We start from the raw sequence: 16,931 nt of genomic DNA on the forward strand, positions 1-16,931 counted from the left end.
AAAGGTATAATCAAGGAGTTAGGTATGACAGGTAAACAAGGTAAATGTCCAGTAATGCATGGCGCGGTGACTTCTCACCAGAGATCAGAGAAGCAGTGGTGGCCCAAGGCTCTCAACCTCGACATTCTTCATCAACACGACTCTAAAACTAGCCCCCTCGGCGAAGACTTCGATTATCGCCAACAACTTAAATCCCTCGATGTCACCGCTTTAAAAAATGACTTGAAGGCTCTAATGACCACAAGCCAAGACTGGTGGCCTGCCGATTGGGGACATTATGGTGGGTTAATGATCCGTATGGCTTGGCACTCAGCGGGAACCTATCGAATAGCCGATGGGCGAGGCGGTGCAAGCACAGGCAATCAGCGCTTTGCACCTCTTAATTCTTGGCCAGATAATGCCAATCTTGATAAAGCTCGTCGGCTATTATGGCCGATTAAACAAAAGTACGGCAATAAAATCAGCTGGGCTGATCTAATGATCCTTGCAGGTAATATGGCCTATGAATCTATGGGCTTTAAAACCTACGGTTTTGCGTTCGGACGAGAAGACATCTGGCATCCTGAAAAAGACATTTACTGGGGAGCGGAAAAAGAGTGGCTGGCGCCTAGTGGCGCAGAAATCAGTCGTTATTCCGGCGAACGAGACCTAGAAAACCCTCTTGCGGCCGTTATGATGGGCCTTATTTACGTCAATCCAGAAGGGGTAGATGGTAATCCTGACCCATTAAAAACCGCTCATGATATGCGAGTCACCTTTGCACGCATGGCTATGGATGATGAAGAAACGGTAGCGTTAACCGCTGGTGGTCATACCGTTGGCAAGTGTCATGGTAATGGCGATGCTGCTTTGGTTGGCGCTGAACCAGAGGGGGCAGACGTTGCTGAACAGGGTCTTGGCTGGATGAACCATCAAACTCGCAGTGTTGGTCGTGACACCGTCACTAGTGGGATAGAAGGGGCATGGACAACTCACCCTACTCAGTGGGATAACGGATACTTCCATCTATTGTTCACTTATGAGTGGGAGCTTAAAAAGAGCCCAGCAGGTGCTTGGCAGTGGGAACCCGTAAATATCAATGAAGCGGATAAGCCTGTAGATGTTGAAGACGCAAATATTCGTTATAACCCGATAATGACCGATGCGGATATGGCGCTTAAAGTGGACCCAGAGTATCGAGAAATTTCAGAGCGTTTTCATAATGACCCTGAGTACTTCAATGAAGTATTTGCTCGCGCATGGTTTAAGCTAACCCACAGAGATATGGGACCGAAGAGTTGCTATTTGGGGCCTGATGTTCCTGCTGATGATTTGATTTGGCAAGATCCCATCCCAAGTGGGGCGACTGGCTATGATGTGGAGTCTATAAAAGCCAAGATCAAAGACAGTGGACTGAATCTCTCTGAGCTTGTCACCACAGCATGGGACAGTGCAAGAACCTTCAGGGGATCAGATAAGCGAGGCGGAGCAAACGGCGCTCGAATTCGCTTAGCGCCACAAAAAGATTGGCAGGGTAATGAGCCTAAAAAACTCGCTAAAGTATTAGCTGAGCTTGAGAAAATAGCGAGTGCGTCAGGTGCAAGTGTTGCCGATACTATCGTTATAGCCGGTAATCTGGGCGTTGAACAAGCCGCAAAATCTGCAGGATTTGATATAAGCGTGCCATTCACTCAAGGTCGAGGTGACGCCACGAGTGAAATGACTGACACCGAATCATTTGCAGTACTCGAGCCTGTTGCTGATGGATTTAGAAACTGGCAAAAGCAAGAGTACGTGGTGACGTCAGAAGAGCTATTGCTGGATAGAGCGCAGTTGATGGGTCTAACTGCCCCCGAGATGACGGTGCTAGTAGGGGGACTACGTGTTATCGGCGCCAACTACGCTAACAGTTCGCACGGCGTGTTCACCGATAACGTAGGTGCATTGAGTAACGACTTCTTCGTTAATCTCACCGACATGAATAACGTTTGGAAGCCGACACCAGATGGATTGTATGAGCTGCGTGATAGAGCGACTGGCGATATTAAGTGGACAGCAACACGAGTGGATCTCGTGTTTGGTTCTAACTCGGTACTGAGATCTTATGCTGAGGTTTATGCCCAAGACGACAGTAAAGAGAGGTTTGTATCTGACTTCGTGGCAGCATGGACGAAAGTCATGAATGCCGACAGATTCGACCTACTGTAAACGGATGATAAAGCCTCATAGTGACGTTGCTATGGGGCTTTAGTTTTTGATTAGGTCAACGGTCGATGTTGTCTTGAATAGAGCTTATAAATGACCGCAATGACAAAACACGCCGTTGCTGGCAGCAGTAGCGACATAAACTGATACTTCGCGTAGAGTATCACCCCGCCAGTTCCTCCCAATACAAAGCCCAAGATAATATAGATAAACAATTTTGCTTTTCGTTTATCCAGAGGCTCCCCTCTAAATAGCTTACCAAGCATGATCCCAAGATCGGTAAATATCCCGGTAACATGAGTCGTCCTGACGATAGCACCGCTGTAGGTCGTTGCCATGGCATTCTGTAAGCCACAAGCTGCTGAGGCAAAGTACAAACCGGAGAAGTTGTTTGAGGATAGTAGTGCAAGTGCGATAAACAGCAGCAAAGACTCAATAAAAAGCACTGAGTCATAGTGTCTTCCTAGCTTTAACGTAGAGTCATGGAGCAAGTAACCGGCGACGGATGAGCCGAGCATAAAGGAAATCAATACGCCCAAAAGGTTCAATACATGAGCAAAAGAGCTGTCGATAACGCTGATGCCGAGCAGTGTTGCCGTTCCAGATAAGTGCGAAACAGACTGGTGCTCAAAACCCAGCAAGCCGATTGAGTTAACAAAGCCTGCCACCAAAGCAAGAATGAAAGCACCCACTTCCACCCATTTTGGCAATCGAGAAATCACAATGAAATTCCTGCTTGAATATCGTTGGAAAACGACAAATCGAAGTGCTAGATAACCTCCAACACCTCGGCAGTCGTAACGAGTTTGGGAGAGGGCGTTTAGCCTGCTGGAGACTCTTGGTCTGTTGGCGCTTGCTCGACTGAAACGTCGGCTTGCTCTGCTTCAAGCTCCATTTTTGCACGCTCGGCCTTTGAAATGTACTTAGGCTTATTTGAGCTATGTAGCTTTGAGTTTTGTTTTTTCAGTCTCTTCTTAAAGATCTGATTGATTTTCTTCTTGCGGTTCATTTTTTAACCTTGCGTAGCTTAACGGGGCTAAGACTATCACATTCTATCAATTTTGGTGATGTAAAGCGGAGAATTAACATCGCTAACCGTTATTTGTCTCCTTTGAATGCAGTATACTCATTGGACCAATAACGGTTTGAAACAAAGCAGGTAGTATGGCTAAGAAGTTTGCAGAAATCTCGGGTTGGGGAAAGTGTCTTCCACCAACAGTATTGACTAACGATGATCTTAGTACGTTTCTTGATACGTCAGATGAGTGGATTAAACCAAGAACGGGTATATCCGCAAGACGCATCAGTCATGTGCAAACCTCAGATCTAGCAACAGTTGCTGCTCAGCAAGCGATTGATTGCGCAGGCATTCAAGCAAGTGATCTTGACCTTATCATCGTGGCTACTTGTTCTCCTGATACCTTGATCCCAAACATTGCATCCAAAGTGCAAAATAACCTGAAGGCGTTTCAAGCGGCAGCTTTTGACCTCAATGCCGCCTGTACAGGATTTGTATACGGTCTGGAAACGGCCACACGAATGATTCAAGCGGGTGCCTATAAGCATGTGTTGGTTATTGGGGCAGAAAGACTGAGCTTCTTTATTGATTGGACCCAGCGTGATACCGCGGTTTTATTTGGAGACGGTGCGGGCGCGGTAGTACTTTCAGAGACAGAAGAGGAAGTCGGTTTACTGCAAAGTAAGTTAGGTTGTGACTCTGAGGGAAGAGACATTCTTGCCGTACCAAGCTTTGGTACTTCTATGGAAAGGTTTGCTACAGACAACGGCTACTTTGAGTTTAACTTTGTAGGGCGTGAGATATTTAAACGCGCCGTAAAAGGGATGGGAAGCGCTGCTCAACATGTGTTGACTGAAGCACAATTGCCAACCTCTAAGATTGACCTTGTGATTCCCCATCAAGCCAATGTACGAATTATTCAAACGCTGTGCGATCTGGCGGGTATTGAGCAAGAGAAGGCCTTTATTAACATCCAAAACTACGGCAATACGTCGGCAGCGACTGTGCCAATTGCTATCTGCGAAGCCGCAGAGCAGGGCGCAATCAAGCCTGGTGCTGAGATCTTAACCGCAGCCTTTGGCGCCGGATTGACTTGGGGCGCGGGTAGAATCCGTTGGGGCCAACGTGTGACGCCAATAAGAGAGAGCGAAGCGGCTCTGCCTTCGAGTGATAAAACGGCTATTGAGCTCCTTGAACAAGCAATCGAACATTGCAAAAACAACCCAACAAAGGGTTAGTTGCTAGCCCTAGCATGACCTATATTTTTAGCTATTCCGTATGAAGAGTATTCTCACTTACTTGCGATAGAGGAAAATATGGGTCAATTCACCCTGTTCTATGATGGTACCTGCCCATTGTGCGTTAAGGAAATGACGTCCCTTAAAAAGCACGATACATCCAACCAGCTGTTGCTCGTCGACATTCACGCCCAGCACTTTACAGATTACCCCTATATAGATGCCAAACAAGCATCGGTAATGCTGCATGCATTGAATGAAGAAGGAAAGTTATTACTCGGTTTAGATGTCACCTATCAGGCATGGAGTAGAGTAGGGAAAGGTTGGCTTTATGCGCCAACGCGTTGGAAAGTATTTCGCCCTTTGTGTGACAAGATCTATCTATGGTTCGCCAGAAATCGCTATTCGATCTCCCGCTGGCTAACCGGATCCTCTCGATGTAATAGCTGCAGGCTCAAATAGCTAAGCAAAAAAAAGACCGAGATACACGGGGGAGTGCTCGGTCTTTGTGAAGCTAATAGCCGCTAGCTGCTAGCTGCTGGTTATAGTTTCGTGAAGCTTAGCGTTTCAAGAACCAGCCCACGTTTAACAAAGTTAATGTGGACTTCATAAGTGCCAGCTTCTAGCTTAACGGTCAAGCCGTCAACATCGACACTCTTACCATCTGTACCGTTCACTGGGAATGACATGCTGAACAGCCCATTTAAGTGCATGCTGCATGATGACTGAGCCAGTGAATTTCTATCGTAATGCGCTACAGCCGAGCAGTGGTATTCGCCCGCTGTTTCGATCTTGATGGTTTTAGTCACATTTGCAGCTGTATTCAACTCAATAGGCTTCTCAACAGAAATAGCGTTTTCGCTAATTTGTGCTTGCGGCGCAAATGGCTTAATTGGTTCGTACTTCTTAAGCGGGCGAGACATCACCGGCGCATCCATAATGAAGCGACAGATGTTCATTGCGCTACGTTGCAACTCACCAATGGTAAGCGTGCCGTCTTCTACCGCTTGGATTGTGTTGTCACCCATACCGTTAGATTCAGCCGTGTCATTCTCAACGACCATGTATAGGTCGTTTTGAGCGCGAACCATGAACGAAGTAAAGGTTTTAGACTCTTCTCCAGCTAGAATGCAGTCATTCATCTTCGCCCACCAGTCGGTCATCACGATGCCAGAATAACCCCACTCACCACGAAGAATGGTAGTGTTTAGGTCATAGTTTGATGCTGCCCAGTGGCCGTTGATTGGGTTGTAAGAGGTCATGATAGTGGTTGCATCACCTAGCTTAACCGCCATTTCGAACGGTTTCAGGTGGATCTCGCGAAGTGCACGCGCAGACATAGCACTGTCTGAATCTACACGCGCCGTTTCTTGGTCGTTTGCTGCAAAGTGCTTAATAGTGCCTGAAACACCTGCAACCTTAAGGCCACGAGTTTGCGCTGCTGCCATAATGCCCGTCATAAACGGATCTTCTGAGAAGTACTCGAAGTTACGACCATTTAATGGGTGACGGTGAATGTTGATACCAGGACCAAGCAGGGTATCAATAAGGTTTGCTTGCATCTCTTCACCTACAAGCTTGAATAGCTCATGGTTAAGAGGTGTGTTCCACGTACAAGCTAGCAGAGTACCGATTGGCACCTGAGAGGCTTTATGTCCGCTATCCATGCGGATACCAGAAGGACCATCTGCGGCCGCTGCTGTCGGGATACCTAGCTCAAACAAGCTATCGCTAACCCCACCAAATGCTGCAGCTGTACCTGGAGTCACCTTAGGGCTACACATACCTTCGCCGCGAACGATAGTCGCCAGTTGCTCAAGGCTAAGTTGAGCAATGAATTCTTCTAGAGTCGCTCGACCTTCCTTAACGTCAGCTAAACGAATACCTTTATCACCAGTGATTTCATAAGTGGTAGGCATGTTGGCTGTAATGCGTTCTTCTAGAGAAACAGTGCGTTGCGGTACTGCTTCATACGCTTTTTCGTACAAGCCATTTGTGGCTAATGCACCAGGCTTAAGGCGATCAAATTCTTGAATCGCTGCCATTGCTTCTTGAAGCTGTTCTACTACAACTAGGTCTTCTAGCTCAACTTTAGCGTCGATAGCGGTTGCTTGACGTACGTTGTCACCCAAGTAGAACTGATATGCGCCTGCTTCAACTACGAATGCGTGAGCATTGCCGGTAACGCCGTTGTCGTCAAATGAAGCCAGTGAGCTTAATGCTACTGATATAGTCACAGTGTCACTTTGTCCCGCTTCTAACTCAGTAGTCTTGCCGAAACCCGCCAACACGCGAGCAGGTTTACCTAGCTTACCTTGAGGTGCTTCGACATAGAGCTGAACTACTTCTTTAGATTTGTACTGTGAGCCTGTGTTAGTGACCTTAATGTCAAACGTTAAGATTTGATCACTGCCTTCGCCTTCAACTTTGAAAGAAGTGCATTCACGCTCAAAGCTAGTGTAAGAAAGGCCGTGACCAAATGGGTATTGAACTGCGTCTTTGTTGAAGGTTTCAAAGTAACGGTAGCCCACATAGATGTCTTCTTGGTATTGGTTACATACCTTACTACCGAAGTTAGCATCAGAAGGGTAGTCTGAAAGCTTGTAGGCGATAGTGTTGGTTAGGCGGCCACTTGGTGCGATATCGCCGGACAATACGTCAGCAAGAGCGTGTCCACCTTCCATACCTGCAGCCCAGCTGTAGAGTACCGCAGTGATTGACTCTTTATGATCAACAGTCTCTAGCCAAGACATGTCCATAATGTTGGTCACGTTCATCACGATGATTACGTTATCAAAGAAGGCGTTAACCTTATTCACCATAGCAAACTCAAGGTCGGTTAGCTTATAGCTTCCCGCTTCGTTAGCGTTGTCTTGATCTTCACCGGCAGTACGGCCAATAAAGACAATTGCTTTGTTGGATTTAGCACTAGCAGCCTTAACAATCTCATCTGATAAAGGCATTTCATGTTGGAACCAAGGTTCTGCTGCCCAACCGCCGCCGCCATCATCAAATGGGTTGTCTGCAATCCAATTTTCGTAAACGCTGACCAGTTCTTCATTAATAACAACGCCTTTATTTGCGCGTAGACCTTCTAAAGCATTGACTGCGTAGGGTACGTTTACAGCGCCACCAGAGCCCGTGCCGCTTCTATAGGTGTCTATCTGACAACGGCCAAAAAGAGAAACGGTATCTTCCGATGAAAGGGGAAGCGTATTTTGACGATTCTCAAGTAATACAATGCCTTCACCCGCAGCTTGACGGCTGACAGGGACTAAGTTTTTCTGTGCAATGTGTATTTGTTCTGTTTGCATAAAGTTATCCGATAAACCTATTAGTGGGCTAAATTTAAGAACATTTCGAATTGGTGCTAGCTGTAAAGAAAGCGCTTTCTTTTTGCAAGCAAAAACAATGTTCCACGTTAATATTCCCCCCCATGATGAACTATCTGGAAGGTTTTGTTTGATTTGTTGGCAGTGTAAATAACAAAACTGGGCTTGTGCGTAAGAAATATCAATAGTGTGAAATCATTCTCATTGTGCGTATTGATAAGGGGATCTTGCTCTCGTAATTGGATGACGCGAAAAGCAAAATTAAAGTGACAAGGAGTGTCTTTTGTGTTGTTTTAGGTCCCCCGATAAGAGCGCTCGGGGAAGACGGTGGGTAGAGACTCAGTAGCTCGAACATGTCATTCCCACATGCTGTTAGTGGGAATCTGATTTTGTGAGTACCTAGGTCCCCGATAAAAGCGCCCGGGGACGACGGTGGGTAGTAATGATGCAAGTCGAAACAGTCATTCCCGCATGCTTTTAGCGGGAATCTGATTTTGTTGGTACCTAGGTCCCCGATAAAAGCGCTCGGGGACGACGGTGGATAGTAACGATGCAAGTCGAAACAGTCATTCCCACATGCTTTTAGCGGGAATCTGATTTTGTGAGTACATAGGTCCCCGATAAAAGCGCTCGGGGACGACGAAGGGTAGAGACTAAGTAACTCGAACATTGTCATTCCCACAGGCTTTTAGTGGGAATCTGATCTTGTGAGTACCTAGGTCCCCGATAAAAGCGCTCGTATACGACGGTGGGTAGAGACTAAGTAACTCGAACATGTCATTCCCACAGGCTTTTAGTGGGAATCTGATTTTGTGAGTACCTAGGTCCCCGATAGAAGCGCTCGGGGACGACAGTGGGTAGGAACGATGCAAGTCGCTTAAAATCCGCCTTTTGCAGTTTTATAGGTTCTATACCCTCCAATTAGGTTTCTCGCTTTGAACCCATTATTAACCAATTGTCGATAGGCGACGTTACCACGCAGGCCAACTTGGCAGTAAATTACAATCTCTTTGTCTTTTGGCAACTCATGCATTCTATGACGAAGTTGGTCGACTGGAATATTGATATCACCTTGAATGTGGTTACCATTCTTGCGCTCACCTGGGTTACGTACATCGAGTAAGACTTGGTTATCTGACAAGTTATCAACCTGATCAAAATGAATTGGTGTTGAGTCACCCTTAACGATATTGTTGGCAACGAACGCAGCTTGGTTGATGACATCTTTCGCACTTCCGTAAGGGGGAGCGTATGTCAGTTCAAGGTGTTGAAGCTGATCAACGGTCATGCCGGCACGCTGAGCCACCGCCATTACATCGATTCTCTTATCAACGCCGTCTTTACCTGTTGCTTGGGCGCCCAAAATCTTTCCTGTAGCAGGATCGAACAACATTTTGAAAGAGACTATCTCAGCTCCAGGGTAATAGCTTGCGTGGCTAGCGGTATGTACATACACCTTTTCAAAATTGATGCCTTCACGTACAAGCTGCTTCTCATTTTTACCTGTAGACGCAATGGCTAAGTCAAACACTTTACAAATTGCGGTGCCTTGTGTTCCTTGATAGGTTTCTTGTCTGCCAAGCATATTGTCGGCTGCCATTCTGCCTTGTCTATTTGCAGGGCCTGCGAGAGGCACAAGGGTTTGATTGCCCGTAACAAAATCTCTTTCTTCTACGGCGTCACCTACTGCATAAATGTAAGGGTCGCTGGTTTGCATAGACGCATTGGTATGGATGCCACCTAGCTCACCTATCTTAAGTCCGGCTTGCGCGGCTAGTGTGGTTTCAGGTTTAACGCCAATGGCCATAATCAGGATGTCTGTGGCTAACTCTTCACCATTGTTAAGTCTTAGGTTCAACGAGCCTTGCAGATGTTGATTATGCTCTGTTTCTCCAGCTTCAGTGTTCGCAATATGTTGATTCGGCAAGTAATCGACAGATTGCAGTGCTACACCCAGTTTTAGGTCAATACCTTTGTCTAGAATTTCTGTATGAACAAAGCCTGCCATTTCACGGTCTACTGGCGTCATTACCTGATCTGCCATTTCTATTAGGGTGGTTTTGATGCCAAGCTGATGAAATGCTTCCATCATCTCTAGACCAATAAACCCACCGCCAACAACAGTCGCATGCTTTGCTTTGTTCATTTTTAGGGTATTGATGATGCGATCCATATCGGGAATGTTTCGCAGCGAGTGGGTGAGTGGATTATCCAGACCTTCGATAGGGGGCACGATCGGCCCTGCGCCAGGGCTGAGCAACAAGAAGTCATAGCGTTCTGTGTATTCGCTACCATCAAGCAAGTTCTTTACGGTTACTGTTTTCTCTTCACGTTGTATAGCAACAACCTCGTTCATCACTCGTACATCGACGTTAAATCGTGCTAGGAAACTCTCTGGAGTTTGCAACAGAAGCTTGCTTCGGTCGGTGATATCGCCACCAATGTGATAAGGCAGACCACAGTTGGCGAACGAAACAAACTCGCCTCGTTCAAACATGATGATTTGTGCATCTTCGCTCAATCGACGTGCTCTGGCAGCCGCAGATGCGCCGCCGGCGACACCGCCTACGATAAGGATCTTAGTCATTGTTGTTGCTCCAAACTTGTTTTGGTTCTGTTGGTTAATATACCACTTCAATAAGTAAATTCTAATATTAACCGTGCTAAATTTGCAAGAACTAAATTAGCATTGACTAATTTAATGTATGGTTTAGACTATCCGCAGTCATACAATTAAGTGAAAGGTATGAAGCTTGATAGAAAATAACCAAAGCTCAGCACAAACCAATGCATCTGATTTTCTTGAGATAAAAGCAAAAGCAGACAATGTTGCGTCTGTTTTGAAGGTATTGTCTCATTCAGAGCGTTTGATGGTGGTGTGCCAATTAATTGAGGGTGAGAGAGGAGTGTCGGAGCTCCAGCAAGGCTCGCTACTTAATCAATCGGCATTGTCTCAGCATCTTAAGGTGCTTAGAGACAACGAACTTGTGCAAGTGAGAAAAGAATCGCAAAAAGTGTTTTACTCGCTTAAAAATACGCAAGTAGAACAGCTTATCCAATCGCTGTATCAAATTTACTGTTAATTAAGGAGAAGGTTGTGGAGTTTACAATTCCTTGGTCCTCGCTATTCGGGGGAATGCTTCTAGGCGTTTCAGCATCTATGTTATTGCTTTTTAACGGCAAGATTGCTGGCATTAGCGGTATTGTCTCTGGTCTCATGAAAAATGAATCCGGAGATAGAGGTTGGCGCTGGTTGTTTGTTATCGGCATGGTCGCTGGTGGTGTACTGGGTGTAAATGCATTCGGTGCTTATATTCCAATGCAGTATGACACTAATCTACTGCTGTTATTGCTTGGCGGTTTGTTTGTCGGTATAGGCACTAAAATTGGCAATGGTTGCACCTCAGGTCATGGTATCTGTGGAATTGGACGCTTGTCTAAGCGCTCAATCGTCGCGACCTGTGTATTCATGCTGGTGTCTGGTATTACAGTGTTTGTTCGCTTGCATCTAGTGGGGTAAGGGCATGTTTAAATTTATCTCCATTATTGCGGGTATGTTGTTTGGCTTGGGGATGGCTATCTCAGGAATGGTCGACCCGGTGAAGGTTATTGGTTTTTTAGATATAGCGGGAAACTGGGATCCGAGCTTAGCATTTGTAATGGGTGGTGGCCTAGGGGTGTTCTTGCCTGTGTACTTTTTGGTTATTAAGAAGCAGCCAAAACCACTATCAGCAGAGACATTTTCAGTTTCGAAAAGCAACCTTATCGACCGTCGCTTGCTAGTGGGAGCAGGGTTATTTGGTATTGGTTGGGGTTTAGTGGGGATTTGCCCTGGACCTGTAGTTTCTTCATTAGGAGCCGGCAATATACAAGCATGGTTGTTCTTAGTGGCAATGCTGGCGGGTTTCTACATTGGCGGACGTGTAACGAGTGTCACAGCTAATTCTTGACAAATGGCAGAGTCGACGATTAACAAACGCCCTCACATATGAGGGCGTTGTTGTCTGTACTACTTGATCGAGAGCGACACAGGACAGTGATCACTGAGCTGATATTTAATCACATCGTTTTTTGAAAAAGTATCTTGAGCAGGCTCAGAGAAAGCTAAGTCAGAACTCACGATGACATGATCAATAAGATTGCGGAACCTATGGGTTTGTGTCGGGTTTTTGTTTGAGCGTACTTCACACTTAGCTTTAGAGTTAGCTGATGCGAGAACTGCGTTTGCTGTGCCTTGGGTAAGTTGCTCCCATAACCAGTCGCCTCGGTAGGCAAGGTTATGGTTAAAGTCACCCATGATGACAAAAGAATCTCTATTGCTCTGCCTATCCTTAATCCACTGATTGAGCATTGTTCCTTGTTGCTCCAAGAGTTTGCAAGATCGGTTGTTACGTTTTGCGCCCTGACATCCCGCTTTAAGGTGAACAGAAAGCACATGTAGATTTGGCTTAGTGTTGTTTCTGTCTATCTCTATATAGCTGGCAAAGCGAAGCTTACCATTGTGGCTGGGGTTCAAATCAATATCGGGGTGGTTATGAAAAGTAAACGACTTGCGTATCGCAAATCCCGTGTACTGGTTGATATCGTTAAACTGTCGATGGGAATTTGCAGTCAGCGCACGATCAGACAACACAATGTGGTAATCAGCACCTACGACTTTCTTGATGGCTTCAGCACTATCGACTTCTTGAAAAGCGAGTATGTCTGCATGGGTTTTATTAAAGTAACCAGACAAGCTTGAGAAGTCATCCATGCGCCTGTTACTTTCAGAATATTGTGGATAACTCTGCGCAGATAGCCAGGCTATGTTCCAAGTGGTTAGGTTTATAGAGGTTGCGTATGCACCGCTTGGTAGAGCTGAAATCAGCAATAATACCCAAGCAAATGCAAGTGATTTTTTTAATTTTTCTAGCATCTAAATCTGTTGTTCCTTTTCATTGCCCATTCCAAAAGCACTTCAAAAATTGCAAGTTTTTCTGAAAAAATTATGCGATTTTTTTTGTTATGAGGACGAGATCATTTATTCAAAAAAGATCGGTCTCAAAATCGCTCACTCAACCCTTACATTGATCTAGATCAAAAACATTGGGTGGCGGTTCTCGTTTAATACGCCCACAATATGTAGTGTGTAAAATAAATATGAATACCCTATATAGTGTATCTGTGTATATGCTGTGGGTAAGGAGAATATGTGAAACCAGTTGTTCTAAAAAGAGACGGATCTCTCGCCCCATTTACCAAGGATCGTATTGTTGCAGCGATAAAAAGTGCTGCACCTCACACAGATGAAGACTTAGCGAACTATGCCGAGGGCGTCGCTTTATCTGTTGAGCAACAACTGGTAGATAGCCAAGAAGTGGATATCCAACAAATCCAAACCCTAGTCGAGAACGAACTGATGCAAGGTCCTTATAAAGGACTGGCACGCTCGTACATCGAATACCGTCATGACCGTGATATGGCTCGTGAGAAGAAGAGTGTCCTGAACCAAGAAATTCAGGGTCTAATCGAGCAATCTAATGCTGACCTTCTTAACGAAAATGCCAACAAAGACGGTAAAGTGATCCCAACTCAGCGCGATCTCCTTGCTGGTATTGTAGCTAAACACTACGCAAAGACGCACATTTTGCCTCGTGACATTGTTCAAGCACACGAAGACGGCGATATTCATTACCACGACCTTGATTACGCACCGTTTTTCCCAATGTTTAACTGCATGCTAATCGATCTTAAGGGCATGCTAACACATGGCTTTAAAATGGGTAATGCAGAGATTGATACGCCTAAATCAATCTCGACAGCGACCGCGGTTACCGCGCAAATCATTGCTCAGGTTGCTAGCCATATCTACGGCGGTACAACCATCAACCGTATTGATGAAGTGTTAGAACCGTATGTGACTTGTAGCTACGAGAAGCACCTAGAAGTCGCTAAAGAGTGGGACATTCATAACCCTGAAGAATTTGCACGCTCTCGTACAGAGAAAGAGTGTTACGACGCTTTTCAATCTCTAGAGTACGAGGTCAACACACTGCACACAGCGAACGGTCAAACTCCTTTTGTTACCTTTGGATTTGGTTTGGGCTCAACTTGGGCATCGAAACTGATTCAAACTTCTATTTTGAAGAACCGTATTGCTGGTCTTGGAAAGAATAAGAAAACGGCTGTTTTCCCGAAACTTGTGTTTGCTATTCAAGATGGCCTGAATCATAAGCCAACGGATCCTAACTACGACATTAAGCAACTAGCGCTAGAATGTGCTTCAAAGCGTATGTATCCGGATATCTTGAACTACGACAAGGTAGTTGAAGTAACGGGTTCATTTAAGACCCCTATGGGTTGTCGTAGCTTCCTCAACGTTTATGAAGAAAACGGTGAGATGATCCATGAAGGACGTAACAACCTTGGTGTTGTTAGCCTTAACTTGCCACGTATTGCATTACAAGCTGGTGGCAGTGAAGCACGTTTCTATGAGTTACTAGACGAAAAACTAGTGACAGCGCGTCGTGCCCTAGAGACTCGTATCACTCGACTAGAAAACGTTAAAGCTCGTGTTGCTCCAATTCTGTATATGGAAGGCGCGTGTGGTGTTCGTCTAAATCCTGATGATTCAGTGGCTGAAATCTTCAAAAATGGTCGTGCGTCAATTTCTCTAGGTTACATTGGTATCCATGAAACCATTAATGCGCTGTTTGGTACTGAAGAGCACGTATTTGATGAGTCTCGTTTACGTGAGAAAGCACTGGATATCGTTGCTTACCTAAAAGAAAACGTTGAGCGCTGGACTGAAGAAACGGGCTATGGCTTTAGCTTGTACGGTACACCAAGTGAAAACCTATGCAGCCGTTTCTGCCGCGTAGACACTAAAGAATTTGGTGTGATCAAAGGCGTGACAGACAAGGGCTACTACACCAACAGCTTCCACTTAGATGTTGAAAAGAAAGTAAACCCATACGACAAGATTGACTTTGAGATGCCGTATCCGCTTATCTCAACGGGCGGCTTTATCTGCTACGGTGAATTCCCGAACATGCAGCGCAATATCGAAGCGCTAGAAAATGTCTGGGATTACTCATACAGCCGAGTTCCATATTACGGCACTAACACGCCTATCGATGAGTGTTATGAGTGCAGCTATACTGGCGAGTTTGAATGTACGAGTAAGGGCTTTACCTGTCCATCTTGTGGCAATCACGATTCCTCTAAGGTATCAGTGACACGCCGTGTGTGTGGCTACTTAGGAAGCCCAGACGCACGTCCGTTTAACTTCGGTAAGCAAGAAGAAGTTAAGCGACGCGTTAAACACCTATAATTAACGACATTGGTTGAACGAAGAGTAGGGCATTGATGAATTACCATAACTATTATCCAGTAGATGTAGTAAACGGACCGGGGACGCGTTGTACCTTGTTTGTTTCTGGGTGCATTCATCAGTGCCGTGGCTGTTACAACCAATCTACTTGGTCTACAAGTTCTGGCCATCTCTATACTAAAGAGATGGAAGACCAGATCATTGCGGATCTCAATGACACCCGAATTAAACGCCGTGGATTGTCTCTTTCTGGAGGTGATCCCTTGTTTCCTGGAAACGTAGGGTCAGTGTTTAATCTGGTTAAGCGCGTGAAAGAAGAATGCCCAGGAAAGGACATCTGGCTTTGGACGGGCTACTTGTTAGCGGAGCTTACTTCTGAGCAACAACAGGTTGTGGATTTTGTCGATGTGTTAATTGATGGCAAGTATGAGAAAGACTTTGCTGATGTGCGTCTAGAGTGGCGTGGCAGTTCTAATCAAGTGATTCATCGCTTCGACCTGAAATAATACATCCCATTTTTAGGGCGTTTAATCTACGTCTTACTCTTATCTGTTTAAAAAAACATCACGAAACAGGGTTGCCGTTTAATAACTGTTTCGATTTCTTTCGCCAAGTGATAACGTGACACTATCCAAATGAATTTCAAAGGGTTGTGACTTTCATGTTCTCCAATCTACCAGCACCTCAACAGGATCCTATCCTGTCTTTATCTTTAGCCTACAGACAAGACCAACGCGATAAAAAGATTGATCTTGGTATCGGCGTATATCGAAATAGTGACGGTGTAACGCCAGTCATGCAGTCAATACAAAAAGCTGAACAAATCGTGCTCAACAGCCAAGAAACCAAAGCATACGTTGGTATGGCGGGTGATGAAGAATTTAATGCTGCAGCGTTAAATCTTGTTCTACCTGATTCAGCTATCGCAGAGCGAGCAATATCAGTGCAAACCCCGGGTGCCAGTGGTGGACTGCGCATGTTGGCCGAACTCATTGCTTTTTCAAATCCAGGGGCTACGCTGTGGCTGAGTAATCCAAGCTATGTAAACCATCAACCAGTGATGGAAGCCGCTGGCCTCAAGGTTAAGCATTACCGCTACTTTGAACCAAGCAGCAAGCAAGTTGATGTGAATGCGATGCTTGAAGATTTGAGCAAAGCGGGCGCAAAAGACGTAGTACTCCTTCATGGCTGTTGCCATAACCCAACGGGTGCGGACCTTACCCAAGAGGCGTGGAAGCAAGTCACGTTGCTTGCCCAGAAAAATGGTTTCTTACCGTTCATTGATATTGCCTACCAAGGTTTTGGGGATGGATTAGCGCAAGATGCGTTCGGGGTGCAACACATGGCGGCCAATCTACCTGAGTTGTTAGTCACCAGTTCTTGTTCTAAAAACTTTGGTTTGTACCGAGAGCGTACGGGTAGTGCGATCGTGGTAACAGATCAGCAAAGCCATGCAATGAATGCGCGCGGTAAGCTATTACAGATGGCAAGATCAACTTATACTATGCCTCCTGCTCATGGCGCGTCTATAGTTAAAACTGTGTTGTTAGACAATGAGTTAAAGTCTTCTTGGATGACTGAGTTAGAGCAGATGCGTTTAAGACTGGTTAGCTTAAGAGAGCAGCTATGTTTAGAGCTTGTTCAGAATACAAATTCTGACGACTTTGAGTTTATTAAACAGCACAAAGGCATGTTTAGCGTACTTGGTTTCTCAGCTAAGCAGATGACCAGACTTCGTGAAGAGTTTGCTGTGTACGGTGTTAACGATGGGCGTATCAACATTGCAGGCCTAAGGGAACAAGATTTAACTTATGTAGCGTCAGCTATAGCAGCGGTTCGATAATAAT

14 protein-coding genes are annotated in these 16,931 nt (G+C 45.5%); 9 read left to right on the forward strand and 5 right to left on the reverse strand.

All coding sequences use genetic code 11. The features are described 5' to 3' along the window. Positions 1-24: 24 nt before the first annotated feature. Positions 25-2,187, forward strand: coding sequence for a catalase/peroxidase HPI (gene katG, locus D5I41_RS00195; protein WP_119007936.1), 2,163 nt, complete (start codon positions 25-27; stop codon positions 2,185-2,187). A gap of 50 nt (positions 2,188-2,237) precedes the next feature. On the opposite strand, the gene D5I41_RS00200 is transcribed toward katG, so the two are convergent. Then, entirely contained in the window at positions 2,238-2,906 is a 669-nt protein-coding gene (locus D5I41_RS00200) for a YoaK family protein (protein ID WP_119007937.1), read from the reverse strand. Between the two features lie 98 nt (positions 2,907-3,004). Next, the gene (locus tag D5I41_RS00205) at positions 3,005-3,193 is read right to left on the reverse strand and encodes a DUF2986 domain-containing protein (protein WP_119007938.1); all 189 of its coding nucleotides are present in this window, start codon (positions 3,191-3,193) and stop codon (positions 3,005-3,007) included. A gap of 155 nt (positions 3,194-3,348) precedes the next feature. On the opposite strand from D5I41_RS00205, the gene D5I41_RS00210 reads away from it, so the two are divergent. After that, on the forward strand, positions 3,349-4,440 hold the full coding sequence (locus D5I41_RS00210; RefSeq protein ID WP_119007939.1) for a ketoacyl-ACP synthase III: 1,092 nt from the start codon (positions 3,349-3,351) through the stop codon (positions 4,438-4,440). A 78-nt stretch (positions 4,441-4,518) separates the two neighbouring features. Further along, positions 4,519-4,902 (forward strand): thiol-disulfide oxidoreductase DCC family protein, encoded by a 384-nt coding sequence (locus tag D5I41_RS00215; RefSeq protein WP_119007940.1) that lies wholly within the window; start codon positions 4,519-4,521, stop codon positions 4,900-4,902. An 80-nt stretch (positions 4,903-4,982) separates the two neighbouring features. On the opposite strand, the gene D5I41_RS00220 is transcribed toward D5I41_RS00215, so the two are convergent. Together D5I41_RS00220 and D5I41_RS00225 are read right to left on the reverse strand one after the other, a co-directional pair. Further along, a complete protein-coding gene (locus tag D5I41_RS00220) occupies positions 4,983-7,754 on the reverse strand; it encodes a glycoside hydrolase family 3 protein (protein WP_119007941.1) in 2,772 nt (923 codons plus the stop codon). An 895-nt stretch (positions 7,755-8,649) separates the two neighbouring features. Further along, entirely contained in the window at positions 8,650-10,359 is a 1,710-nt protein-coding gene (locus tag D5I41_RS00225) for an FAD-dependent oxidoreductase (protein ID WP_119007942.1), read from the reverse strand. Positions 10,360-10,525: 166 nt separating this feature from the next. On the opposite strand from D5I41_RS00225, the gene D5I41_RS00230 reads away from it, so the two are divergent. Genes D5I41_RS00230 through D5I41_RS00240 form a run of 3 tightly spaced genes read left to right on the forward strand, consistent with a single transcriptional unit; the run spans position 10,526 to position 11,722 of the window. After that, entirely contained in the window at positions 10,526-10,855 is a 330-nt protein-coding gene (locus D5I41_RS00230; RefSeq protein ID WP_119007943.1) for an ArsR/SmtB family transcription factor, read from the forward strand. 14 nt (positions 10,856-10,869) lie between these two features. Then, on the forward strand, positions 10,870-11,292 hold the full coding sequence (locus D5I41_RS00235) for a YeeE/YedE family protein (protein WP_119007944.1): 423 nt from the start codon (positions 10,870-10,872) through the stop codon (positions 11,290-11,292). Positions 11,293-11,296: 4 nt separating this feature from the next. Further along, entirely contained in the window at positions 11,297-11,722 is a 426-nt protein-coding gene (locus tag D5I41_RS00240; protein WP_119007945.1) for a YeeE/YedE family protein, read from the forward strand. 59 nt (positions 11,723-11,781) lie between these two features. Here the strand turns inward: D5I41_RS00240 and D5I41_RS00245 are convergent, their stop codons facing one another. After that, the gene (locus D5I41_RS00245; RefSeq protein ID WP_119007946.1) at positions 11,782-12,687 is read right to left on the reverse strand and encodes an endonuclease/exonuclease/phosphatase family protein; all 906 of its coding nucleotides are present in this window, start codon (positions 12,685-12,687) and stop codon (positions 11,782-11,784) included. A gap of 276 nt (positions 12,688-12,963) precedes the next feature. On the opposite strand from D5I41_RS00245, the gene nrdD reads away from it, so the two are divergent. The 3 genes from nrdD (at position 12,964) to D5I41_RS00260 (ending at position 16,927) form a co-directional block, all read left to right on the forward strand. After that, the gene (nrdD, locus tag D5I41_RS00250; RefSeq protein ID WP_119007947.1) at positions 12,964-15,084 is read left to right on the forward strand and encodes an anaerobic ribonucleoside-triphosphate reductase; all 2,121 of its coding nucleotides are present in this window, start codon (positions 12,964-12,966) and stop codon (positions 15,082-15,084) included. Between the two features lie 35 nt (positions 15,085-15,119). Further along, complete coding sequence (gene nrdG, locus D5I41_RS00255; protein ID WP_119007948.1) at positions 15,120-15,590, forward strand: anaerobic ribonucleoside-triphosphate reductase-activating protein; 471 nt, start codon at positions 15,120-15,122, stop codon at positions 15,588-15,590. A gap of 155 nt (positions 15,591-15,745) precedes the next feature. Beyond that, positions 15,746-16,927 (forward strand): amino acid aminotransferase, encoded by a 1,182-nt coding sequence (locus D5I41_RS00260; RefSeq protein WP_119007949.1) that lies wholly within the window; start codon positions 15,746-15,748, stop codon positions 16,925-16,927. Positions 16,928-16,931 lie beyond the last annotated feature (4 nt).

The sequence above is a fragment of the Vibrio superstes genome (assembly GCF_003569005.1).
Taxonomy (GTDB): Bacteria; Pseudomonadota; Gammaproteobacteria; order Enterobacterales; family Vibrionaceae; genus Vibrio; species Vibrio superstes.

Bases quoted from the DNA above. Each gene is read 5' to 3' on its own strand.
- katG (WP_119007936.1), top strand. From the start codon at position 25: ATGACAGGTAAACAAGGTAAATGTCCAGTAATGCATGGCGCGGTGACT.
- D5I41_RS00205 (WP_119007938.1), bottom strand. From the start codon at position 3,193: ATGAACCGCAAGAAGAAAATCAATCAGATCTTTAAGAAGAGACTGAAA.
- D5I41_RS00210 (WP_119007939.1), top strand. From the start codon at position 3,349: ATGGCTAAGAAGTTTGCAGAAATCTCGGGTTGGGGAAAGTGTCTTCCA.
- D5I41_RS00215 (WP_119007940.1), top strand. From the start codon at position 4,519: ATGGGTCAATTCACCCTGTTCTATGATGGTACCTGCCCATTGTGCGTT.
- D5I41_RS00220 (WP_119007941.1), bottom strand. From the start codon at position 7,754: ATGCAAACAGAACAAATACACATTGCACAGAAAAACTTAGTCCCTGTC.
- D5I41_RS00225 (WP_119007942.1), bottom strand. From the start codon at position 10,359: ATGACTAAGATCCTTATCGTAGGCGGTGTCGCCGGCGGCGCATCTGCG.
- D5I41_RS00240 (WP_119007945.1), top strand. From the start codon at position 11,297: ATGTTTAAATTTATCTCCATTATTGCGGGTATGTTGTTTGGCTTGGGG.
- D5I41_RS00245 (WP_119007946.1), bottom strand. From the start codon at position 12,687: ATGCTAGAAAAATTAAAAAAATCACTTGCATTTGCTTGGGTATTATTG.
- nrdG (WP_119007948.1), top strand. From the start codon at position 15,120: ATGAATTACCATAACTATTATCCAGTAGATGTAGTAAACGGACCGGGG.
- D5I41_RS00260 (WP_119007949.1), top strand. From the start codon at position 15,746: ATGTTCTCCAATCTACCAGCACCTCAACAGGATCCTATCCTGTCTTTA.